Annotated in this window: 18 protein-coding genes; 6 read left to right on the top strand and 12 right to left on the bottom strand. The window is 57.0% G+C overall.

Features of this window, described 5'->3' with window-relative positions:
• The 3 genes from N879_RS09585 to N879_RS09575 all read right to left on the bottom strand — a co-directional run bounded on the left by N879_RS09585 (nucleotide 1) and on the right by N879_RS09575 (nucleotide 2,606).
• Nucleotides 1-819: a sterol desaturase family protein gene (locus N879_RS09585; protein ID WP_009459555.1), complete on the bottom strand. Its 819-nt coding sequence runs from the start codon at nucleotides 817-819 to the stop codon at nucleotides 1-3.
• A gap of 469 nt (nucleotides 820-1,288) precedes the next feature.
• Nucleotides 1,289-2,080, bottom strand: a complete 792-nt coding sequence (gene dapB, locus N879_RS09580) for a 4-hydroxy-tetrahydrodipicolinate reductase (RefSeq protein ID WP_021446913.1) — start codon at nucleotides 2,078-2,080, stop codon at nucleotides 1,289-1,291.
• A 25-nt stretch (nucleotides 2,081-2,105) separates the two neighbouring features.
• Entirely contained in the window at nucleotides 2,106-2,606 is a 501-nt protein-coding gene (locus N879_RS09575; RefSeq protein ID WP_200914598.1) for an outer membrane protein assembly factor BamE, read from the bottom strand.
• 113 nt (nucleotides 2,607-2,719) lie between these two features.
• Here N879_RS09575 and fur point away from each other — a divergent pair, with 113 nt between their 5' ends.
• On the top strand, nucleotides 2,720-3,175 hold the full coding sequence (fur, locus tag N879_RS09570; protein ID WP_009459553.1) for a ferric iron uptake transcriptional regulator: 456 nt from the start codon (nucleotides 2,720-2,722) through the stop codon (nucleotides 3,173-3,175).
• A gap of 175 nt (nucleotides 3,176-3,350) precedes the next feature.
• Here fur and recN read toward each other — a convergent pair whose 3' ends face one another.
• Both recN and N879_RS09560 read right to left on the bottom strand, forming a co-directional pair.
• Complete coding sequence (gene recN / locus N879_RS09565) at nucleotides 3,351-5,000, bottom strand: DNA repair protein RecN (RefSeq protein WP_021446912.1); 1,650 nt, start codon at nucleotides 4,998-5,000, stop codon at nucleotides 3,351-3,353.
• A 6-nt stretch (nucleotides 5,001-5,006) separates the two neighbouring features.
• The gene (locus N879_RS09560; RefSeq protein ID WP_009459550.1) at nucleotides 5,007-5,906 is read right to left on the bottom strand and encodes an NAD kinase; all 900 of its coding nucleotides are present in this window, start codon (nucleotides 5,904-5,906) and stop codon (nucleotides 5,007-5,009) included.
• Nucleotides 5,907-6,033: 127 nt separating this feature from the next.
• Between N879_RS09560 and hrcA the strand changes: the two genes are divergently transcribed.
• From hrcA to dnaJ, 5 genes are all read left to right on the top strand, one after another.
• Nucleotides 6,034-7,047 carry a heat-inducible transcriptional repressor HrcA gene (hrcA, locus tag N879_RS09555; RefSeq protein WP_009459549.1) on the top strand — a complete coding sequence of 338 codons (1,014 nt, stop codon included), beginning with the start codon at nucleotides 6,034-6,036 and terminating at the stop codon, nucleotides 7,045-7,047.
• 63 nt (nucleotides 7,048-7,110) lie between these two features.
• Entirely contained in the window at nucleotides 7,111-8,196 is a 1,086-nt protein-coding gene (gene hemH / locus N879_RS09550) for a ferrochelatase (protein ID WP_009459548.1), read from the top strand.
• Between the two features lie 116 nt (nucleotides 8,197-8,312).
• Nucleotides 8,313-8,903: a nucleotide exchange factor GrpE gene (grpE, locus tag N879_RS09545; RefSeq protein ID WP_009459546.1), complete on the top strand. Its 591-nt coding sequence runs from the start codon at nucleotides 8,313-8,315 to the stop codon at nucleotides 8,901-8,903.
• A gap of 185 nt (nucleotides 8,904-9,088) precedes the next feature.
• Nucleotides 9,089-11,014 (top strand): molecular chaperone DnaK, encoded by a 1,926-nt coding sequence (gene dnaK, locus N879_RS09540; RefSeq protein WP_009459544.1) that lies wholly within the window; start codon nucleotides 9,089-9,091, stop codon nucleotides 11,012-11,014.
• Between the two features lie 102 nt (nucleotides 11,015-11,116).
• Complete coding sequence (gene dnaJ, locus N879_RS09535; RefSeq protein ID WP_009459542.1) at nucleotides 11,117-12,250, top strand: molecular chaperone DnaJ; 1,134 nt, start codon at nucleotides 11,117-11,119, stop codon at nucleotides 12,248-12,250.
• A gap of 115 nt (nucleotides 12,251-12,365) precedes the next feature.
• Here the strand turns inward: dnaJ and N879_RS09530 are convergent, their stop codons facing one another.
• The 7 genes from N879_RS09530 to N879_RS09500 all read right to left on the bottom strand — a co-directional run bounded on the left by N879_RS09530 (nucleotide 12,366) and on the right by N879_RS09500 (nucleotide 23,418).
• A complete protein-coding gene (locus N879_RS09530; protein WP_021446911.1) occupies nucleotides 12,366-15,206 on the bottom strand; it encodes a M16 family metallopeptidase in 2,841 nt (946 codons plus the stop codon).
• A gap of 175 nt (nucleotides 15,207-15,381) precedes the next feature.
• Nucleotides 15,382-15,906 (bottom strand): MarR family winged helix-turn-helix transcriptional regulator, encoded by a 525-nt coding sequence (locus N879_RS09525; RefSeq protein WP_009459537.1) that lies wholly within the window; start codon nucleotides 15,904-15,906, stop codon nucleotides 15,382-15,384.
• A 12-nt stretch (nucleotides 15,907-15,918) separates the two neighbouring features.
• Entirely contained in the window at nucleotides 15,919-16,794 is an 876-nt protein-coding gene (locus N879_RS09520; RefSeq protein WP_009459535.1) for a hypothetical protein, read from the bottom strand.
• A gap of 103 nt (nucleotides 16,795-16,897) precedes the next feature.
• A complete protein-coding gene (locus tag N879_RS09515; protein WP_021446910.1) occupies nucleotides 16,898-18,862 on the bottom strand; it encodes a collagen-like triple helix repeat-containing protein in 1,965 nt (654 codons plus the stop codon).
• 232 nt (nucleotides 18,863-19,094) lie between these two features.
• Complete coding sequence (locus N879_RS09510) at nucleotides 19,095-19,685, bottom strand: MarR family winged helix-turn-helix transcriptional regulator (RefSeq protein WP_031232650.1); 591 nt, start codon at nucleotides 19,683-19,685, stop codon at nucleotides 19,095-19,097.
• Complete coding sequence (locus N879_RS09505; protein ID WP_031232649.1) at nucleotides 19,682-21,406, bottom strand: collagen-like triple helix repeat-containing protein; 1,725 nt, start codon at nucleotides 21,404-21,406, stop codon at nucleotides 19,682-19,684. Before N879_RS09505 ends, N879_RS09510 begins: the two co-directional genes overlap by 4 nt.
• Nucleotides 21,407-21,744: 338 nt before the next feature.
• Nucleotides 21,745-23,418, bottom strand: a complete 1,674-nt coding sequence (locus tag N879_RS09500) for a ShlB/FhaC/HecB family hemolysin secretion/activation protein (protein ID WP_432763159.1) — start codon at nucleotides 23,416-23,418, stop codon at nucleotides 21,745-21,747.
• Nucleotides 23,419-23,679: the final 261 nt, after the last annotated feature.

The following is a 23,679-nucleotide window of genomic DNA, read 5'->3' as shown; positions in this document are numbered from 1 at the left end:
TTAGCTGGCCAGGCCACGCTCCAGGGCGTGGGCCTCTTCTTTTTTCAAGGCCGGGCCGTCCGTGGTGTCGCCAGTATCTTCAAAACGGAAACGGCGAATAATGGGCTTGAGCTCTTCCTTGACGTGCTTTTCGCTATAGCCATTGAACAGGTGGCCAAGCAGACCGCGACGCAGATCCGTAGTGCCCATGGCCCAGTCGGCGATCGGGAACGTCAGGTTCATGTTGTACTTCATCATGATGCCCTGATTGTGGTGGGCGGTATGGTGGCGGCGAATGGTGTTGATGAAGGGCATATTGCGCACAAAGCTGTTCTCATGCACATGGCAGCAGTAGTGAAAGGCCTCGTACACCAGGTACTGTGCCACCATGGTCATGAATACAAAATAGCCTGCATTGGGGTTGATGATGGTTGCGGCCAGCCAGCCCAGAATCCCGCCGCCTACCCCCAACGTGGCCAGAACGCGCCAGGGGAAAAACACAATCCGGAACTCCTTGCTGGAATCAATTGTGGCTTCGTTGTCGGTGAAGTACTGGTGATGCTGGCGGGTGTGGCGTTCGTAGATTTCCCGCAAGCCAATGATGTTGATGCGTCGGTGCATCACATAACGGTGCATGGCCCATTCAACAAAATTACCCGCCAGAAAAACGGGGATCACAATCAGCCATTCCCAACCTACCGGGCCTAGCTGGGTGATGCTGTAGTAAATCGCTGCCAAGCCCACGATATAGGTCACTACCACGTGAACAATGCCGTTGTAGGCGGGGCTGATGTTGGATTTGTAGTCCTCTCGGAACTTGCGTTGGCGTTCGCTCATCATGTCGGTTGTCTCCTGCGGAAAAGGTTCATTCTTTGAATATCCAACTAACATATTAGTGATATTTTTTTCTGCGTCAAGCAGGGAAAACAGGGGGGAGGAAATGTGGCAAGGGGGCGACTTAAGGGGTGAAGCCGCTGTAGCGCTGGGTTGAGCAGTTTTCAGGCCAGGCTCAGGACTGGCTGTGCAGTTTCACTGGCGGGCTTGGAGCTGCTTTTTTTTTGCGGTGAGGCGAGGCGGGAGGGGGCAGGACGGGACACACTGGACCCAGGCTGGGGCAGGAGATGAAGGGACGGTAAAGGACAAAAGAAGGTAAAGGGCAGGGGCACAGGCAAAGGGATAGGTGCTGGTCAGATCAATCCAGCGTAGCCACTTTCGGAAAGTAGCCAACAGGAGGAGGCTCTGTTAAGCGAAGATAAAAAAAACCGGCTCGAAAGCCGGCTTTTGGTCAGAGCGTTTGCAAGTCAGGAACTTACAGGCCCAGCACGTCTTGCATGTTGTACAGGCCAGTGTTTTTATCGCCCAGGAAACGGGCTGCACGCAGGCTGCCGTTGGCATAGCCAGCACGGCTGCTGGAGCGGTGCGAGATTTCGATGCGCTCGCCTTCGCCGCAGAAAAACACGGTGTGGTCGCCCACAATGTCGCCACCACGGACGACGGAGAAACCAATGCGGCCATCCTGACGGGCACCGGTGTGGCCGTGACGGGCCCAGTCGGCTACATCGTTCAGGGATTCCCCCCAGGTTTTGGCAATGGCTTCGCCCATAGCCAGAGCTGTACCCGATGGCGCATCCACCTTGTTGCGGTGGTGGGCCTCAAACACCTCGGCGTCGTAGCCCTGGTTCAGCAAGGTAGCCGCCATTTCAATCAACTTCATGGTGGCATTGACGCCTACGCTCATGTTCGGGGCGAAGACAATAGCAATTTCACGGCCAGCCGCCAGAATCTGTTGTTTCTCTGCTTCGGAAAAACCGGTGGTGCCAATGACCAGACGGGTGCCGTGCTGCATGCAGGCATCCAGATGGGCCATGGTGCCTTCAGGGCGGGTGAAGTCGATCAGGCAATCTGCCTGGGCCAGGGCGTTCAGGTCGTCCGTGACTTTGATACCTGTGTCTTTACCCAGAAAGGCTCCTGCGTCCTGACCAATGGCTTTGGAGCCGCTGTGGTCCAAGGCCGCGGCCAGTGTCAGGTCGGTACTGTTCAAAACAGCTTCAATCAGCATACGGCCCATACGGCCGTCTGCGCCAGCAATGGCAATGCGCATGTATCCTGTGTCCTTAACGTAAAGCTTAAAGCGTAGGCTGGTTGCCGCTCACGCTGGGTGTTGGGGTGGCTTGGTCGGCATCAGCGGGGGGCGGGGTGTGTTTCTTGCCTGTGTCGCTGCGCTCGAAGGGCTGGCGGTCAGGTTGCTCGTCGCCTTCCCAGCGAACCAGAGTGTCGCCTTCAAACCAGACGGTAAAGGTGCGCTGCTCGCTCTTGCCGTAGCCAGGCTTGTTCAGGTAAGGGTAGTCCCAACGGTCGGCGTGGAAAATGTCCTGCAAAGTGGGCGAACCCAGCAGGTAACGAACCTGTTCGCGTGTCATCCCCGATTGCAGGCGGGCCACTTGCTCGGCAGTGATCCAGTTCCCCTGCTGAATGTCGGCGCGGTATGGGAAGCCCCATTTAGAGGATCCGCAGGCGCTCAGGGCGGCGGCAGCCAGGCTGGCTGCGAGTATGGCGCGGATGACAGGAGTGAATGAATTGGCCTTCTTCTGCACGAAATGCCCCAGTAGGAATAAAATCGTTATCATATAAGGGTTTAGGAAAAAGCGCATGAATTGCGCATTGAACCGCCTCAAGACGAGCTGGTTTTCAACCAGGACGGACTTGAGATCCATCCCCATCAAGATGCGATAATTTAGCCATGAACGATCAAAATGAACTGAAGAACATGGGGCTTAAGGCGACTTTTCCGCGCCTGAAGATTCTGGATATTTTTCGCCGCTCCGACCAGGACGGTCAACGCCACCTGAGCGCTGAAGACGTATACCGCCTGCTCATTGCCGAAGAAGTCGATATTGGTTTGGCCACGGTTTACCGTGTGTTGACCCAGTTCGAGCAAGCCGGCATTTTGGTACGCAGCCAGTTTGACGGCGGCAAAGCCGTCTTTGAACTGAATGACGGCGATCACCACGATCACCTGATCTGCACCAATTGCGGCGTTGTGGAAGAGTTTACCGACAGCAATATCGAAGCCCGCCAGCACCAGGTCGCCAAAGACCACGGTTTTGTGCTGGAGAGCCATACGATGCTGTTGTACGGTATTTGCCCCAAGTGCTCGGAAGCAGGTAAACAGGCCAAGCCTAACCTGCGCGGTTAATCCTTTAGTCGATGGTCCGCCGGCGCGGGATCTGATGATTGGGGGCAGGATAGCCAGGACGGCATCCTGAAAATTCAAAGAACAATCAGATCCGGGCTACAGGGCCTCACGATTGGATACAAAAAACCACCAGTAGCCTTAGGCGCTGGTGGTTTAGCTTGCGTTTCAAAGGTGCTTAACGCTGACGTGCCAGCATTTCCCGCGCATGTTCACGCGTTGTTTGCGTAATCTCCAGACCACCCAGCATGCGGGCGATTTCGTCCACGCGTTCGTCTTGTGTCAAAGGACGGATAGAGGAAAAGGTCTGACCTTGCTCGGTCGTTTTCTCGACCTTCAAATGATGGTTGCCGCAGGCGGCTACTTGGGGCAGGTGGGTCACACACAAGACCTGATGACGTGCCCCCAACTCTTGCAGCAAGCGTCCCACCACTTCGGCCACCGCGCCACCGACACCCGTATCCACCTCGTCAAAAATCAGGGTAGGCACGCGCGCTGCCTGGCTGGCGATAACAGACAGTGCCAATGAAATTCGGGCCAGCTCACCACCCGAGGCCACTTTGGCCAGCGGACGTGGTGTTACCCCTTCGTGACCAGCCACCAGAAACTCCACCTGCTCTGCGCCGTGAACCTGAGGTGTGCAAGCGGTCAGGGCGACCTCGAAGCGACCGCCTTGCATGGCCATGGACTGCATCGCTTGGCTGACTTGTTTGCTCAGTTGCACACTGGTTTTGCGTCTTGCGGCACTTAGCTTGCTACTTAGCTCCTGGTACTGCTTTTCAGCCTGCTGAGCCTTGGCTTGCAAGGCTTCCAGATCAAAAGACTGTTGCAGCTGTGCCAGCTGTTCCTGCCAGGTTTCCAGCAGGCTGGGCAGTTCTTCGGGCTCCACTTTCAGCTTGCGTGCGGCACTGAAAATGGCAGAAACCCGTTCTTCTGCCTGCGCCAGACGTTCGGGGTCCAGCTCCATATCGCTTAGATAACTGTTCAAGTCCGAAGCTGCTTCGGTGACGGCAATTTGTGCCGACTCCAAGGCATCCACAATCGCTTGCAGGCCTGGGTCATGACGCAGCAGGGCGCTCATTTCGTGGCTGGCTTTGCCCAGCAGTTGCTGTACCGAGGTTTCCTCGCCATCCAGAGCCGTCAGGGCCAAGGCACTGCCATCAATCAAGGCCTGGGCGTGGGACAGGCGGGTGTGCTCTTGTTGCAACTGGTCCCATTCACCTGCACGCAGATTCAGACTGGACAGCTCGTTGATCTGCCACTCCAGACGCTCCTGCTCTCGTTTGCCCTGTTCAGCACTTTGACTTGCCTGTTCGACGGCTTTGCGTGCTTGGCTCAATTGCTGCCAGAACTGCGCCACTTGGCGCGCCAGGGTTAAATGGCCGCCTTGGCTGTCGAGCAGATCGTATTGGCTTTGAGGGTTCATCAGACTTTGATGAGCGTGCTGGCCGTGAATATCCACCAGCAATTCACCCAGCTCGCGCAACTGCGTCAAGGTGGCTGCGCTACCATTGATGTAGCTGCGGTTGCGACCTTGCTGGTCGATCAGTCGACGCAAGATCAACTCGTCCGCGACATCGAAGTCACGCTCGCGCAGCCAGCTTTGAATGTCTTGTTCACAATCGAAGTGCGCGCTGACTTCAGTGCGCGGACAGCCCTCGCGGATGGCTTTGGCATCGCCGCGTGCCCCCAGCACCAGGGAGAGCGCGTCAATCAGAATGGATTTACCAGCGCCGGTCTCTCCGGAAAAAACCGTGAAGCCGGAGTCGAAATCAATCGTGGCTTGATCCACGATCACAAAGTCTCGAACGTGCAGGGTACGGAGCATAGGGGTTTATTCGTTTTCGTCGTTAGGCAAAGGGATGTGATTCCAGCCCAGCTTCTGACGCAGGGTGGAAAAAAAGCTGTAGCCCTTGGGATGGATAAAGCGAATGGTGTCCTGGGAGCGACGCACGTCGATGCGGTCTCCCTGCTGACAGTCCGACCAGGTTTGCATGTCAAAGTGCACGCTGCCACCCGATTCCACCCGGCCCAGGGCCGTAATGGTCAAGTTCAGGGTGCCTGTGTCGGGTAGCACGATAGGGCGGTGCGACAGGGTTTGCGGAGCAACGGGGACCAGCAAAAATGCCTTCAGGGAAGGGTGCAGCAAGGGACCACTAGCCGCCAGCGCATAGGCCGTGGAGCCCGTGGGGGTGGAGATGATCAGGCCGTCGGAGCGCTGGCGGTACATGAATACGCCGTCAAGCTCGACACGCAGCTCGATCATGCCGCCGCGCCCGGCACGGTTGATGACCACATCGTTCAGGGCCACGCCCGAATACAGCACTTGCCCGTCACGCACCACGCGGCCTTCCAGCATGGAGCGCTCTTCAATGTCGTATTCGCCTTTCAGCACGCGCAGCAAGGCGTCGTTGGCGTCATCCAGGGGAATGTCGGTAATGAAGCCCAGGCGGCCGTGGTTGATCCCGATCAGGGGAACCTTGCTGTGGGCTAATTCGCGCGCAGCGCCTATCATGGTGCCATCCCCGCCCATCACGATAGCCAGATCGGCGCGCTCGCCAATTTGGGCATAATCGCCGATGGGGAATTCGGTAATACCGGCATTCTGGGCGGTTGTGGCCTCAAGCAGCACCGAGCAACCAGTGTTGACCAGGGTTTTAGCCAGCGATCGGATGGGCGCATCCAAGCCGGAGTCCTGGTATCTGCCAACAATGGCAACCGTTTTGAAATGCATGGGGCGAAAACCTTATGATTGATGAAATAATGGCGATCAGTGGATTATAGAGTTGCCACTCTAGGCTTGGCTGTAAGATTCTCCCCTTTATCATGCAGAGCTGGTGTTTTTAAGTGACGTACGCGACATGGATGACAGAGCAAATGCCTTGTTGAAGGTGCTGATCGAGCGTTACATCGCCGATGGTCAGCCGGTAGGGTCCCGTACCTTATCGACCATTTTTGATTTTTCCCCGGCCACGATTCGTAATGTGATGGCCGAGCTGGAAGGCCTGGGCCTGATTCATAGCCCCCACACCTCGGCGGGGCGCATTCCTACGCCCAAAGGCTATCGCCTGTTTGTGGATCGACTCCTGGCTGCCGAGCGTTTCGAGCGGCCCGATGCACGTAATCTTAGCCAGTACCTGCCTTTTGACGAACCCAACCGGGCCGTCAGTTCTGCCGCTTCCTTGCTGTCGAATCTGTCGCAGTTTGCCGGTGTGGTGCTGGCGCCGAAAAAAGCCCAGACCTTCAGGCAAATTGAATTTATTCGTCTGTCTGACAAACGTGTGTTGCTGATTATCGTCACGCCGGATGGTGATGTGCAAAACCGCATCCTGTTTGTGCCGCGCGACTATCTGGAGCAGGAGCTGGTCGAGGCCAGCAACTTTTTCAATCAGCATTTCTCGGGCATGTCCTTCGAGTCGGTCAAGCTGGCCTTGTCACAGGAGCTCAGCTCCTTGCAGGCGGATATTTCGCGTCTGATGCAACAGGCGGTGGATGTGGGCAGCCATCAGCCCGATAGCGAAGAAGCTGTGGTCATCGCCGGTGAAAGCAAGCTTTTGAACGTGACCGAGATGGTGGCGGACATGGATCGTTTGCGCCGTCTGTTTTCCTTGTTCGAGAAGAAAACCGATCTGCTGCACTTGCTCGATGTCTCCAGTCAGGCCGATGGCGTGCAAATTTATATCGGTGGGGATTCGCAGCTTTTACCTTTGGATGATGTGTCCGTCATTACCGCGCCGTATGGCGTGGATGGCAAGGTCGTGGGGACGCTGGGTGTGATCGGGCCATCGCGGATGGCGTATGATCGTGTGATTCCTATCGTGGACATTACGGCCCGGCTATTGTCCAATGCCCTGAGCCATCACTCTGCCAGTTAAGGGATGGACCTTCGGCCTGCTGTTGGGCTGAGGGCAATCTGGCTGTCTAACGTACTAATCATCATGCCCAAGTTGTTTGCTTCTCCTTATTTGCCCGAAGCGCAGGACGCCGATATGTTCAATGATCAGGCTCCGGTACGCGAGGCCGGGCCCATCGGTATCTTGCTGGTCAATCTGGGTACGCCGGACCAGCCCGATGCTGCGTCCATTCGCCGCTACCTGGGGGAATTCCTGTCTGATCCCCGTGTCATTGAAATCCCGCAGCCGCTCTGGCAGATCATTCTGCGTCTGTTCATCTTGCCGCGCCGCCCCAGCAAGCTGGCACCGCGCTACAAGGATATCTGGTTGCCACAAGGCGCGCCCTTGCTGGTCTACAGCCAGGCACAGGCCGATGGCCTGCAAGAGCTGCTGCAATCGCAAGGCCATGATGTGAAGGTGGAGCTGGGTATGCGTTATGGCAACCCGTCCATTGCCAGTGGTCTGGATAAATTGAAAGCAGCGGGTTGCGAGCGAATCTTGAGCTTGCCCCTGTATCCGCAGTATGCAGCCAGCACCACGGCTACGGCGGTGGATTGCGTGGCGGAGCACCTTGGAAAACAGCGCAATCAACCTGAGCTGCGCTTCCTCAAGCGTTACCATACGCACCCGGACTACATTGGCCCGCTGGCGGCACAGATACGCCGCTACTGGGATAAACATGGCAAGCCAGAGCGTCTGTTATTGAGCTTTCACGGTTTGCCGCGCCGCTGCGTGGAGTTGGGCGACCCCTATTACCGTGACTGCCGTGAAACGGCGGATGCCTTGCGTGCGGCGCTGGATGAGCCTGCCGTAGAAGTGCATATGGCATTTCAAAGTCGCTTTGGCGCGCAGCGCTGGCTGGAACCCTATACCGAGCCCACCTTGCGCGAATGGGGCAAGCAGGGGGTGGGGCGTGTGGATGCCGTCTGCCCCGGTTTTCTGGCCGATTGTCTGGAGACGCTGGAAGAAATCCAGGTGGAATGCCGCGACGCTTTCCTGGAAGAAGGTGGCCGCGAGTTCCATTACATACCTTGCCTGAATGACGATCCGCAATGGATTGAGGGCCTGGGACGGCTGGCCGTGCAGCATCTGGGAGGCTGGCTGCCCAGCCGTCTGGTGCCAGCCGGATAGCGGTATTGGACGTTTTCCAAGGGGCTGGCCAGCAAAATATGCAGGCGGGTCTTGAACTGGGGGCAGATGCCCCCATTTTTATGCGATCAACGAATTCTGTAGTGGAGATACATCGAATGGCTACACATGCCGATCCCAATAAGCCTCTGGACGGGGAAGTGACGGAAAACACGCCTGAACAGGCACAACAGGGCACCCCCGAGCACGAGCAGCCAGAGATTTTGGCTCAGCAGCCCGAAGAAAGTTCGGCTGATCTGGCCACCGAGTTGGCTCAGGCCCAGGAAAAAGTGTCGCAGTACTACGACCAGCTGCTGCGTGCCAAGGCCGAGGTGGAAAACATTCGCCGCCGTGCGGAGGATGATGTCTCTAAAGCCCGCAAGTTCGGCACCGAGTCCTTTGCTGAAAGCCTGATTCCCGTGCGTGACAGCCTGGAAGCGGCTCTGGCCCAGACCGAGCAAAGCACGGACGCCTGGAAAGAAGGCGTGGAAACTACCTTGCGTCAACTGAACAAGGCTTTTGAGCGCAACAACCTGAAAGAAGTGGCTCCACAAGCCGGTGACAAGTTTGATCCGCACCTGCACCAAGCCATTTCGGCCGTACCTTCGGAGTTTGAAGAAGGCGCAGTGGCTCAGTTGCTGCAAAAGGGCTACACCATTTCGGATCGCGTGCTGCGTCCGGCCTTGGTGATGGTGTCGGCCCCCAAGTAATAGAGCCAGCCTGTCTGTGCGCGCAGGCTGTTCGGAATCAAGGCGTTTTTGACTGCTTTTTCGGATCAGCCGCTTGCACAGTAAAAAAATAAGGCCATTGCTCTTGAAATGCACGCAGAGTTCCCCATATGCATTTCATCAAATAATTTGCTTTCGCAATCAATCTTTTAGTCAGGTAAAAAATCATGGGCAAAATCATTGGTATTGACCTTGGAACCACCAATAGCTGTGTATCGGTGTTGGATGGCGACCAGGTTCGTATTATCGAAAATGCCGAAGGCGGTCGTACGACCCCTTCCATCGTGGCTTACATGCAGGATGGCGAAATCCTGGTTGGCGCTCCTGCCAAACGCCAGGCTGTCACCAACCCCACCAACACTATCTTCGCTGTCAAGCGCTTGATCGGTCGTAAGTTCACTGAAAAGGCAGTTCAGACAGACATCGAGCACGTGCCTTACACCATCACTGCCGCCGACAACGGCGACGCATGGGTGGAAGCTCAAGGCAAGAAGATGGCACCTCAGCAAGTGTCCGCCGACATCTTGCGCAAAATGAAGAAAACTGCCGAAGACTACCTGGGCGAAGAAGTAACCGAGGCCGTGATTACCGTGCCTGCTTACTTTAACGACAGCCAGCGTCAGGCAACCAAGGATGCAGGCCGCATTGCCGGTCTGGAAGTCAAGCGCATCATCAACGAGCCTACCGCCGCAGCTTTGGCTTTTGGTCTGGACAAGGCTGACAAGGGTGATCGCAAGATCGCTGTGTACGACTTGGGTGGCGGTACGTTTGACGTGTCCATCATCGAAATCGCCGATATCGACGGTGAGAAGCAATTTGAAGTGCTCTCCACCAACGGTGACACCTTCCTGGGTGGCGAAGACTTTGACAAGCGCATCATCGACTACATCATCGACGAGTTCAAGAAAGAAAGCGGCGTTGATCTGTCCAAAGACGTGCTGGCCTTGCAGCGCCTGAAAGAGTCCGCTGAAAAAGCCAAGATCGAACTGTCTTCCACGCAGCAGACCGAGATCAACCTGCCTTACATCACGGCAGACGCTTCCGGTCCCAAGCACTTGAACCTGAAGATCACTCGCTCCAAGCTGGAAGCGCTGGTCGAGGACCTGATCGAACGCACGATCGAGCCTTGCCGTGTTGCCATCAAGGATGCGGGCGTGAAGGTTTCGGAAATCGACGACGTGATCCTGGTCGGCGGCATGAGCCGTATGCCCAAGGTGCAAGAGCGCGTTAAAGAGTTCTTTGGCCGTGATCCGCGTAAAGACATCAACCCGGACGAAGCCGTGGCCGCTGGTGCAGCCATTCAAGGTTCCGTGTTGTCCGGCGATCGTACCGACGTCTTGCTGTTGGACGTGACTCCTCTGTCCCTGGGTATTGAAACCCTGGGTGGCGTCATGACCAAGATGATCCAGAAGAACACCACGATTCCTACGCGTCACTCGCAAGTGTTCTCCACGGCTGACGATAACCAGCCTGCTGTGACCATCAAGGTGTTCCAGGGCGAGCGTGAAATCGCTGCCGGTAACAAGGCTCTGGGCGAGTTCAACCTGGAAGGCATTCCACCAGCAGCACGTGGCCTGCCACAGATTGAAGTGACCTTCGACATCGACGCCAACGGTATCTTGCACGTGTCCGCCAAAGACAAGGGCACAGGCAAAGAGAACAAGATCACCATCAAGGCAAACTCCGGTTTGTCCGACGAGGAGATCGAGCGCATGGTGAAAGATGCCGAGGTCAACGCAGCAGAAGACCACCGCATCGCTGAGCTGGCTGTTGCACGCAACCAGGCCGAAGCCTTGATTCACTCTACCCGCAAGTCCATGACGGACTACGGCGACAAGCTGGAAGCGGCAGAGAAAGAAGCCATCGAAAAGGCCATCGCTGATCTGGAAGAAACCCTGAAAGAAGGCGATAAGGAAGCCATCGACGCCAAGGTGGAAGCACTGGGTGTGGCCTCGCAGAAACTGGGCGAGAAGATGTACGCCGACATGCAGGCTCAAGCCGCAGCACAAGAAGGTGCTGAAGGCACAGCCCAGCAGCCCGCCGACGAGAACGTGGTCGACGCTGACTTTAAAGAAGTCAAACGCGATCAGTAATTGCGAGCCTGAATAAGGTTCCCTGGCCCGATCTTTGGCGGCATACGCTGGAGATCGGGCATTATTATTCAAACAGCGGCGTTTGGACGTCGTTAATCAAACATGGCAAAACGCGATTTATACGAAATTCTCGGTGTGGCCAAAAATGCGACGCAGGATGAAATCCGCAAGGCGTATCGCAAGCTGGCCATGAAGTTCCACCCTGACCGTAATCCGGATAGCAAGGACGCCGAGGAAAAGTTCAAGGAAGCCAAGGAAGCGTACGAGATCCTGTCCGACGAACAGAAACGCGAAGCCTATGACCGCTATGGTCATGCCGGAGTCGATCCTAACGCTGGCATGGGCGGTATGGGTGGCGGCATGGGCGGAGCCGGATTTGCAGACGCCTTTGGCGATATTTTTGGCGAAATCTTTGGTGGTGGCGGCGGACGTCGTGGCGGTGGCCCTCAGGTTTACCGTGGCGCGGACTTGCGCTATTCGCTGGATATCAGCTTGGAGCAGGCAGCAGCCGGTTTTGATACTGAAATTCGTGTACCAAGCTGGGAAAACTGCGAAACCTGCTCGGGTTCGGGTGCCAAGCCCGGTACCTCTGCACAGACCTGCCGCACCTGCCAAGGCAGTGGCGCAGTGCGCATGCAGCAGGGCATTTTCAGCATGCAGCAAACCTGCCCGACCTGTCACGGTAGCGGCAAGGAAATTCCTGATCCCTGCGTGGTATGTCACGGCGAAGGCAAGGTCAAGAAGACCAAGACTTTGCAGGTCAAGATTCCAGCCGGTATTGATGATGGCATGCGCATCCGCTCCAGTGGCAATGGCGAGCCTGGCGTGAACGGTGGTCCTGCCGGTGACTTGTATGTGGAAATCCGCATCAAGCCGCACGGTATTTTCCAGCGTGATGGCGAGGACCTGCATTGCGAGCTGACCATCCCCTTTACCACGGCGGCCTTGGGCGGAACGGTGGAAGTGCCTACCCTGACAGGGCGTGGCGAAATCACCATCCCTGAAGGCACCCAAGTGGGCAAGACCTTCCGCTTGCGCGGCAAGGGTATCAAGGGCTTGCGCTCCAGCTACCCCGGTGACTTGTACTGCCACATTCAAATCGAGACACCTGTACGTCTGAACGAAGAGCAAAAGAAATTGCTGCGTCAGTTTGAACAGGCCTTGAGCGATGGTGGCGTCAAGCACTCGCCCAAAAGCGAATCCTGGACGGACAAGGTGAAGGGTTTCTTCTCCTGAATCCTGGCAGGGCTCCAGCAAGGAGTCGCCAAGTAGAAAGTAAAAAGCCCGGTACTTTTGTACCGGGCTTTTTTGCGCCTGTTCAAAGTTCAGGCAAGCGGGGTTGCTGGCTTGATCAAGGCTGGGCATCCAGTGGCTCTGGAGCCGGCGCTGTCACCGGAGCCTGTTCTGCGGTTTCAGGTGCTGGCGCGGCGGCACCTTGCTGTTGACGCTCATGGTCAGCGGCAATCGCTACGACCATTTCCTTGGGTTTCAGGTATTTGCGCAAAACCGCATTGACCTGCTCCGCATTGAGCTTTTGCAGATCCTGGTCCATTTTCTCGGACCATTCAAAGCTGCGGCCCAGGTCCAGGTAATTCAACCACGCACTGCTGACCACGGTGTCCTGGCTGCGCGACAAGCGGCGGTAGTTCAGCAAGGCATTCACACCTTCCTTGACTTCTTGCTCGCTAAAGCCATCTTTCAGTGTTTGGGCCAGAACCTCGTCGATAGTCTTGCTCAACTTATCGCTATTGCTGGGAGCGTGAATGGCGTAGACCGTCCACGAACCCTTGGGTTCATAGCTGGATGCATCTACCTGGCTGCGTACGTTGTAGGACAAGCCGTCCTCCACGCGCACGCGGTTCCACAGGCGCGAGGTTTCAGACAGGCCCAGCAAGTAGTTTGCCAGGTAGACAGCCGGAAAGTCCGCATCGCTGTCTTGCAGTTTCAGGCCCAGGTCCGCCAGATAGAAGGCATTTGCCTTGTCCGGCGTGTTGATGTCAAAGACCTTGGGAGCCACAGTTTGTAGTGGATCGTCCGGGCGCTGGTAGGTCGGGGCTTTGCGCCAGCCTTTCAAACCATCGGCCAAAGCCTTGCGAACCTCGTCCTTGTCAAAGTCACCCACGGCGCTAAAGGTGACATCACCCGTACCGTAGAATTTCTGATGGAAATCCCGCACCTGTTTGATGTTAATCGCCTGGACTCGCTCTATGCCTTCTTCAAAGCTGGGCGTGTAGCGGATATCGTCCTTGGGCCATGGGTTGGTGTAGCGTTCAATCGCTTGGCTGGCCAAAGCAGCAGGTTCGGTGCTGGCCGATTTCAGATCGGTGACCACGGCTTGCTGATATTTTTTCAGCTCGTCCTCGGGGAAGTTTGCGTTGCGCAGCACGTCCAGCGCCAGAGCAATGGCTTTGGGCAGGTTCTCGCGGTTGGAGGACAGGCTCAGGTACAAGCGACCATTGGAGCCGCTGGTGCTGAACTGGGTTTGCATGGCGGTGAACTGATCAGAAATCTGTTCGCGGTTCAGTTTCTTGGTACCGGTGCTCAGCAGGCTGGCGACGGCTGCAGCGGTAGCGGTCTGGTTCTTGAGTTGATCAGGCGAACCAAACTTGAAGGACAAGCGAGCCTCCACGCGTTCCGCGCGAGTTCCCTTGGGCAGCAGGGCCATTTTCACTTCGCCCAGATCCTTGCCCAAGGACAAGGGTTGCAGATCGGTGCGGGCCATGATGTTGGCAGGGCTAGGATCAAAGGCTTCTACCGTTTTGCCGCCATCCTTGCCGGTGTAGTCCTGTACCAGCTTGGCCACATCAACGGTGCTGGCCTCAGGAGCACGCAGCGGTTTTTCTGTGGGGATGTACAAGCCATTGCTGCGGTTGCTGGCGACCAGCCAGGTTTCCAGCGCCTTTTGAACTTGGGGCAGCTTGGCAGCTTCGACCCGGTCGCGCTGCAGGAAAAACAAACGCCAGTCGCCGCTGGCCGCCGCTTCAGATAGCGCGCTGGCCAGACTGGAGGGGTTGGCATAGGTTTGTGTCCAGCCCGTCATCCATTGGCTGCGGATGCGTTCCAGATCCGTATCTTTCAGCGGGGACTTGGACAGGCCTTCCAGCGTGTCATTCATGACCTTCAAGGCCTTTTGCTGATCCATATCGGGTTTCAGCTCGGCACCAAACAGGGCGTAGCCTGGGTCGTGGCTTTCGGAATCAAAGCTGAATACGCTGGTAGCCAGGTTCTTGTTGACCAGATTCTTGTACAACTGTCCGCTGGGGGTATCGCCCAAGGCGCTGATGCCCAGGCTCAAGTCCATGTATTCCGGGCTGGCAGCGCTGGGCAGGTGGTACAGCGACATGATCAAGGGCGCACCACCGTGACGGCGCAAGGTGACTGTGCGGGTACCGTCTTGCACGGGTTCAACCGTGTATTCGGGGCGCAGCGTGCGAGTCGGTTTTGGGATGGAGCCAAAGGCCTTGGCTATGTGCTCCAGAGTCTGATCGGTGTCGAATTGCCCGGTCACAAACAGCACCGCATTATCGGGCTGATAGTAGTCGTGGTAGAACTTGCGCAGCTGTTCAATATCCACGTTTTCGACGTCGGAGCGGGCGCCAATCGTGGTCTTGCCATAGCTATGCCATTGGTACGCAGCGGCTGTCAGCTTTTGCATCAGAACACGGAAAGGGCTGTTTTCACCGCTTTCCATTTCATTGCGCACCACGGGCATTTCCGCTTCCAGATCCTGCTTGTCGATCAGAGCGTTGACCATCACGTCGGCTTGCCAGTCCAGATACCATTTCAGGGTCTCGGGATCAGCGGCGAAGCTGGCAAAGTAATTGGTACGGTCGCTGGAGGTGGTGCCGTTGGCTTCCAGACCACGTTTGGAAAATTCTCCCAGCGCATTGCGCAAGGTGGGGGTGCCGCGAAACAGCATATGCTCCAGAAGGTGAGCCATGCCGGTTTGCCCATAGTTCTCGTGTCGCGAGCCGACCAGGTAGGTCATGTTGACGGTGGTCGTAGGTTTGGAATCGTCTGGGGCCAGAACAAGGCGCAAGCCATTGTCCAGCGTGTATTGAGTGACGCCTTCGACAGAGGGGCCTTGGGCCAGACCTGCGGGTAGGGCATAGGCTGCCAGCGAAGTGGACAGCAGCGCAGCCCCTGCAAGATGGCGCAGGCGCAGGGCGGCAATCAGTACAGAGAGTTTCATGAACATATCCTTACGGTTTTAGCGATGAAAAAGCCAGCCAAGCCGACCAGTGTCTTTTGTAGCATGGGGCCGTTTGGCTGGGTAGGCGACTTCTCTCGCAAATGTCCTGCACCATCGAAAAAAAGCCCACCAGGGGTACTGGTGGGCAAAACAGCAAGAAACCGGTCCCTGATCTTCAGTCAGGTTTGCGCTTGAGTCTGTGCAGCGCATCATGACGGAGATGGCCGATGCTGCCGGTCAAAAACTCGTGCAAGGCGGCCAGTTGGCCCGGATTGTGCTGAGCAGTGGCCTTGATAATGTGCTGCGCAGCGTGTTCCATATTGGCGATCAGGCGTTTACATCGTTCCTGATTGGGGTAGAGGCAAGTCATGCGTCCATCGCGAGGGTGTGGCTTGCGAGTCAGATAACCAGCGTGCTCCAGCCGGGTAATCAGGGCGTGGTTGCCACTAGGGCTAAGGTGCAGGAGCTGAGCCAGCCTGCCCGGCGACAAGTGTTTGAGCTCCAGTACAAACTCCATTGCCTTGTATTCGTTCAGGCTCAGGCCCGCTTCTTGTGCCAGTTCGTGCTTGTTGGCCTCCATATAGACATCGAACTGACGCACCATCATGCGCACAATGTCGCCTCGCATATGCCCTGACAGCACCGTATCCGGAGGATCGGTGTCGATCCAGGTCCTGGTCAGTGTCTGTTTGTCTGGCATACGCACACATCCTTAATGTGGTGCGCCACCCAGCAGTCCGCTGAGCAGACCAGTGACGGGGCCCAGCAAACCGCCATTGGCTGCTGTTGTTGTGGAACTGTCCGCAGGCAGTGATGCCTGCGCCTTATTTACGGGGCTGGTCGAGATATTGCCCAGCAAGCCTGTGACAGGCGTCAACAAACCATTATTGCTGTCTGGTGTATCGGGCAAGCCGCCTGCCAGTCCGCCCAGCAGATTGCCGACCGGAGCAAGCAGGCCGTCATTGCTTGTGTTGGTGTTAATTAAGTCCCCGCCCGCAGCGTTGACCAGATTGGTGACGGGGGAGAGAAGATTTGTGTTGCCAGGATTGTTGTTTACCAGACCATTGAGCAGCCCGTTGTTGGCAGGTGCTTGAACACTACCTTGAAGCAGGGCGCCTGTTGCATTGACCAGGCTGCCTGTCAGATCGGTAAGCGTGCTGCTAATGGGGTAAGGGTTGTCCGGATTATTCCTGACCAAATCCCCAACGTTGCCGATCGTGTTACTAACGCCGTGGAGCACATCTCCGGCAGCTTGTCCTGCATTCAGGGGAAGTGGCGTTAGTTCAAGCCCTTGAGCCAGATCGTCAACTTTCTGTCTTATATAGACAGTCGTCTGGTAAACCTGTTCAAAATCTGCAGCGGAATAAAGTACCTCGTAAAGGGGTAGGAGGGGGCCAGGCTGCTCCATCAGAGGTACTTTATCGAGGGCTGGATCGACATTCATCAAGCTCGTAGCAAATGTACTGGATACTGGCAGGGGCAGGCTGTTGACACCCACGATGTCGGCCTGCGCGCTTAGTGAAACCAGGTTAGCTGCCAGGCCGAGCAAAATGATCCTGCTGGAGGCAAAGCGTGTCTTTGTAGTCATGACTTACTCCATCTGGTGATCAGGATTGCTCAGCCATTTCAAGCAGGACTTAGAAAGATCCTGGGGTTAAGGAATAGGGCGGTGTACGCCCCATCCCCTGTGCTTAGCGAGGGCCGCCCAGCAGTCCACCGAGCAGTCCGGTTACCGGTGCCAGCAAACCGCCATTGTTGGTGCCTGCAGCGGCTCCACCACCAGCGTTGACGCTACCCGAGGCACTGGTATCTACGGAAACGGTTGCACCGCCGCCCAGGAGTCCGCCGACCAGGCCGGTCACAGGTGCTAGCAGGCCGCCATTGGCAGCGTCACCGCCTGCCAGGCCACCTGTCAAACCCCCGACCAGACCCGTGACAGGAGCCAGCAAGCCGCCGTTGGCCGCATCACCGCCGCCCAGTCCGCCCACCAAACCACCGACCAGGCCTGTCACGGGCGCCAGCAAACCGCCATTGGCTGCATCACCGCCACTCAGTCCGCCAGTCAAACCACCGACCAGGCCCGTCACGGGGGCCAGCAAACCGCCATTGGCTGCATCACCGCCGCCCAGGCCGCCTACCAAACCACCGACCAGGCCCGTCACGGGAGCCAGCAAGCCACCGTTGGCTGCATCGCTACCACCCAGACCACCCGTCAAACCACCGAGCAGGCCGGTCACGGGGGACAGCAGGCCACCGTTGCCAGCATCACCACCGCCCAAACCGCCAGTCAGTCCGCCGAGCAAGCCGGTTACTGGCGAGAGCAGCCCGCCTTCCCCGTTACCTGTCAGCCCGCCAGTCAAGGAGGCGACAGCTTGTGTGGCGTGATTCAGGGTGTTGCCCAGCGGGTTCGTGTTGGTATCTGTTTTATGCAAGAGGCCACCGAGCGAGGTAACAGCGTGACCCAGGTGGGTGACGGTGCCGCTCAGATTCAGAGGGGTTGCGCCATCAATCTGCGTGCCCACATTGCTCAGGGCGCTGCCTACGCCACCCAGCAAAGCATTGATAGGCTGACCAACACCCAGACCGTCACCCACTTGTTGGGTGACATGAGTGACCGTTGCACCAACAGGAGCGACTACGGTGTCCAGGGTCTCGCCGACATTGCCCAGGATGGGGTTCAAGCCAATGGGCAAAATGTTGTCGACTGTCTGGCCTACATTTGCCAAGGCAGGTTCCAGGATAGGGGCAGCATCAGCACCATTGAGCAAGTCGCCCAGCCCCAATTGTCCTGTCAGGGGATACAGCAGACTGCCTTCACCCAGCAGGGAGCCTGTCAGTGCAGCAACACCGCTGGTTGCATGGCCCAGTACGGCTGTCAGCGGCTTAGGGTTGTTTGCGTCAGCGTGAAGCAGGCCGCCTGCGCTGCCCACGGCATTGCCCAGACCGCTCAGCAAGCCTCCAACACCCTGGCCCAGATTCAGGGGCAGGCCGCTGTTACCCAGTTGCTCGCCCAAGTTGGTGACGACGCCGCCCACTTGCTGTGTCAGACCATTGATGGGTTGGCCCAAGCCGGTTGCGCCACCAATTTGTTGAGTCAGGCCTGTTGCCGTGTCCACGACAGGAGCGACTACGGTATCCAGAGTTTTGCCCAGCTTGCCGCCGGTATCTTGCAAGCCGACTGGCAGGACGTTGTCGACGGCTTCACCTACATTATTCAGAGTGGTTTCCAGTGGGCCCGGCGTACGCGTGGGGGGATTACCGCCGTTATCGCCACCGCCGTTATCACCGCCGCCGTTGTCACCGCCGCCGTTATCGCCACCGCCGTTGTCACCGCCGCCGTTATCGCCGCCGCCGTTATCGCCACCCCCGTTGTCACCGCCGCCGTTATCGCCACCGCCGTTGTCACCGCCGCCGTTATCGCCGCCGCCGTTGTCACCGCCGCCGTTGTCACCGCCGCCGTTATCGCCACCGCCGTTGTCACCGCCACCAGTGCCTGGGCCTGGATTGGTGGGGGTTTCCGATCCGCCGCCACCGCTGCCACTACTGCCACCACCGGATAAACTGCCGCAGGCAGTCAGCGCTAAAGTGCTGGCCATCAGGGTGGCCAGGAGTGTCAGGCGCAGGCCTGGTTTCTTGCTGTCTGTATTTTTATGCATTGCTTGCTCCAATAAATGATCGGGGGACTTGCTTGCTTCCTGAGTCTAGTTAAGCAATTCGCGTGCCAATTTATTGGCTTGCCTGCAAGCCGCATGTAAGCTGGGTTTGGTGAAAAGTAGAGGGAAAAAAGAGGGCTATTTGTTACGGGTTTTGGGGGCTGGGCGGAACGTGTTACGTAACAAAAAAAGAACCGCTGACAAGCAGCGGTTCCGTAGGGGCCGAGCAGGGTGCTCAGCAGGCTCGTGGCACCAGGGCCTTGGCATCCAGCCAGGCTTTGGTGTTTTGCCTGAAGGTGCTCATGCTGTCGACCAGAAAGTCGTACATGGCAATCAGCTGGGCAGGGTTTTGATTCGCTGCCGTGTTGATTGCCTGGTTGATAGCACGTTCCTTCACAGCCAGGACTTCACGGCATTTGTCCATTACCGGATGCAAGGCAATCACACGCTTGTCCAGGGGGTGGCGGCCGCGGGTAATGTAGCCCCTGTGTTCCAGGCGGTTGATCAGGGCGCTGACACCGCTGGCACTCAAGTCCATCAAATGAGCCAACTGACCTGTAGGCAATGCATCGAATTCCATGATGTATTCCAGTGCTTTGAAATCATTCAAGGGGATATTCGCTTCTTCGGCCAAGCTGGCTTTCAGGGCTTCTGCGTAGATGGTGAACTGACGGCCCAGCATTTTGCCCAGATCCATCAACATCTTTTCTGACAACATGCTTTGCTCATCGCTGTGTGAGGACCAGTTGGAGCGAGCCCCGGCGCCTTGGGCGCCAGGATGAAAGCTCACTGGCAAACTGACCGGGTTCATGACTTTATTCATCATTTCCGGCCACCTCCCAGCAAGCCACCGAGCAGACCAGTTACCGGGGACAGCAAACCACCATTGGCTTGTTCGCCGCCGGCTGCGCCAGCGTTTGCCTGTACGTTGACGCCACCTGTCAGGCCACCGACGAGACCACCGACCAAACCGGTAACGGGTGCCAGCAATCCACCACCAGCCTGACCTTCTGCTGCTGCGCCACCACCGATCGAAACACTGCCTGTGATGCCGCCCAAAAGACCCGTGACAGGAGCCAGCAAGCCACCGTTGGAGGCATCACCACCCGTCAGGCCGCCAGTCAAACCGCCCACCAGATTGGTGACGGGAGAAAGCAAGCCGCCGGCCGCGCCGTCACCGCCACTCAAGCCACCAGTTAATCCACCGACCAGATTGGTGACAGGGGAGAGCAAGCCACCGCTCGCGCCGTCGCCGCCAGCCAAGCCACCAGTTAGTCCACCGACCAAGCTGGTGACAGGGGCCAGCAATCCACCGCTAGCACCTTCGCCGCCACCCACACCACCTAACAATCCGGTAACGGGTGCCAGCAAGCCACCACCTTCTCCACCCGTGATACCGCCCAGTCCGCCCGTCAGGGAGGCGACGGCCTGGGTGGCGTGATTCAAGGTATTACCCAGGGGGTTGGTATTTGCATCAGTCTTGTGCAGTACACCACCCACCGAGGCGACGGCCTGCCCCAAATTGCTTACCACACCGCTCAGCCCCAGAGGTGCTGCATTGTCCAGTTGGCTGCCCACATTACTCAGAGCGCTGCCTACACCGCCCAGCAAGGCGTTGATCGGTCGGCCAACACCCAGGCCATCTCCCACTTGTTGGGTCACATTGGTGACAGTGGCAACCACTGGTGCCACTGTGTTGTCCAAAGCACCGCCCACATCACCCAGAATCGGGTTCAGCCCCAGTGGCAGAATGTTATCTACGGTTTGTCCGATATTGCCCAGTGCAGGCTGCAGGACAGGTTCTCCCCCCTCTGCCAGCAAGATACCCCCCAGGCCTAGCTGCGCTGTCAATGGATGCAGCAGGCTGCCTTCTCCCAGCAAGGAGCCGGTCAGCTCTTCTATGCCTTTGGTGGCGTGGTGCAAGGTGTTGCCCAGTGGATTGGAATTCTTGGGATCGTTGACCAGCAAGCCGCCGACCGAACCCACAGCTTGACCCAAGTGGGACAGCAGACGGCCCGCACCCTCACCCAGGTTCAGGGGCAGGCCGGTTTTGCCCAGTTGATCGCCCAGATTGGTCACTACACCGCCGACTTGAGTGGTCAAGCCGTTGACGGGTTGTCCCAGTCCGGTCACACCACCGACGGTGCGTGTGGCATCCGTCACGATATTGGTAACGGGTTTGAGCGCGCCATCCAGCGTTTTGCCCAGTTGATTGCCTGTTTTGCTCAGGTTCAAAGGCACTACGTTGTCGACAGCCTGGCCCAGATTGCCCAGTGCATTTTGGGTCAGGCTAGTGTCCTTGCCACCGCCGTTGTTTCCGCCGTTATCGCCACCGCCGTTGTCGCCACCGCCGGTACCGCCGTCACCGGGCTTGGGCAGGTTAGGGTCAACAACAGGGGGGCGAACCGACACCTCCAGGCCGTCGCGAACACCGCCGCGCGAGGAGCAACCGGCCAGAACGGCGGCGCTGATGACCAATGTAGCGACAACGGCACGTTGCAAGTTGCGTTGTACCGAGGCGTTTCTTGCTGAATTCCTTGCTTTCATGTCTGACTCCGATTTGAAGTGTAAGCACGCCCTTCAAGGGCTGTTGATAGACATGAAGCAAGTAGCGTGCCAAGTTCTGTTTTTGTTGTTGTGTTTTATTTTTATTGTTGTTAATCAGTGTGTTGTGAGTTTTTCTGGTTTTTTTGGATCAGGATTTCATCAAAAAACAGGGTCGGTGTGAGCGTGTTTAGGGCTGTTTTTGTGGGGTGTTCCGTTCCTGTTACGTAACGTTTTTCGTAACACCTGAGGCCGGAATCTGCCGAAATGGAAAACAAAAAAGGCCATCTTGCGATGGCCTTGGGGAAAAATCGGCAGTAAGGGTGCCGGCAGGATGCCTGCTAAAAACCGTCGTAGAAGAACAGAAAGTTGGTGTTCAAGCGTACTTTGCGTTTGTCGGAGTTAACCGGCAAATCGCCCAGCGGTTTGGCGACGTTGATGTCAAACAGATAGTGTTTGTTATTGGACAGCCGTACACCAATGGCAGCGGAACGCAGGCGTCGATTGTTATAGCTGTTCAGTCGCTCCAGATTGTACCAGGTGCGTGCCCAGTCATAGGCAATATAGGGCTGAATGTTGTTGAGCCAGGTGGAGGAGTTCGTAAAGCGTCGATTGATTTCCAGCGTGGCGCCTATGCCTTTGTCGCCAGCCAGCTCGCCTTGCGGATAGCCATAGCCATGTCGCCAGGCACCAAAAGAAACCTGTTCGGAGTTTGGCAGGACGTTCGAGCTGTACTGGCCGCTGGCCGAAAAGCTCATGCCAAATTGCCCTGGCAAGGCCAGATTCTGCTTGAAAGAGGCGGTCCAGCGGGTGAAGTCCAAGTCCAGATCGGACTCGGCGTCACGTTGCAAGTAGGTGTTCAGAGACTTGCGGGCGCCCATGGCATCCAGACCCTTGTACACCCCCAGATTGACCTCGCGAGATTGACGCTGCGAGGCATCGGTATAGCGCAACTCAGCCTTCAGGGCGCGTACGTCGGTGGTGTTCTCGATCCAGACATTGTCCAGCGTCTTGTGGGTGTAGTCGTCCAGGGAGCGACTGGCATAAAAACCTGCCGTGCCTTTCAGACTGCGTTGATTGTTCAAAATAAAGGGATAGCTGATCGCCGCCCCGATACGTTCGTTGATGACCTTGCGGTTCCAGCCCTGGCTTTCCAGAACTTCATCACGCGGCTTGGAGCGATAGTGGTAGCCATCAATCTCCAGATTCAAGCCATTACCGGTCAGGGGAATGGTCAGGTTGCCGCTGACGTACTTCACATCCTCAGAGCTGGTGGGGATGGCGGCAGTCAGCTTCAGCTGTTCGCCCAGAGGCGTCAGGCTATTGGCGCTTAACTGCACCAGAGCCTGTTTGCTGGAGCCCATTTCCGCCACGCTGGCATTTGCGCTGAAAGATTTGTGCTGTGCATTGATGACCAGCTCGGAGGCGCCATCAGTACGTACGGGCATGTCCAGCTTGGGATCTATTTTCAGGCCCGGAATGGTGCGCAGCAGATTCATGGTGCGCTCCAGCGTGCGCTGGGTAAGCGGCTTTTCATCCACCATGGCTTTGGCGATACGCTCGATGCGAGCCTGGCTGCGACCTGGATCGCCTTCAATACGAACACTGCCTACATGGCCTTCCACCACCGTGACCTTGATGTGTCCTTGCGCAAAGTCCTGTTGCTGCAAGATGGCAAAAGACAGGGGGTAGCCCTGCTGTTGATACAGGGCGGTGATCTTGTTCACCTCGTTGATCAACTGGGCAATGCTAAGCGTTTTACCGGCCAGTGGTTCCAGAATCGCGGTGATCTGTTCAAAAGGAATGCTGCGACTGCCGCTGACATCAAAGCTGCGCACCACCACTTGCTGTTGTAGTTGCTGCTGCAATTGAGTTTGGGCGGCAGCGGGCGGAATGCTTAGAGAAGGCGCGCGTGTGTTGGGGGCCGGTGCATTGATGGGCGGCAAAGAGTCGACCGGGTTCCCCCGCAAGGGGGCGTCCGCCCAACTTTCTGAACCAGTAGTGGCCAGCCCCATAAATAATCCCAAGCTCACAATCAGGCTGGGATTTTTTTTTCTAAGGAAGGCCAGTGACAAGTGATGCTTGGGATTCATATTCATTAATCATTATTCGCTGTAAATCGGGCGCTTTTTTCTACTGTGCCGTAGTTTAACTTCGCTGTCACTTTTTGCTGTTTGAAAGCAGGGTATTTCCTCTTAGTGCTTTAAAACACTTTAACTATTACATTTTGAAACGTAAAAAAAATAGCCCTGATTTAGCTCGTTAGCAAACAGTCT

Origin of the sequence: Alcaligenes sp. EGD-AK7 (assembly GCF_000465875.3) — a bacterium.
In the GTDB taxonomy this organism is placed as follows: Bacteria; Pseudomonadota; Gammaproteobacteria; order Burkholderiales; family Burkholderiaceae_B; genus Alcaligenes; species Alcaligenes phenolicus.
Note: the sequence above shows the minus strand (reverse complement) of the source record. Positions and strands in the feature narration are given on the sequence as shown.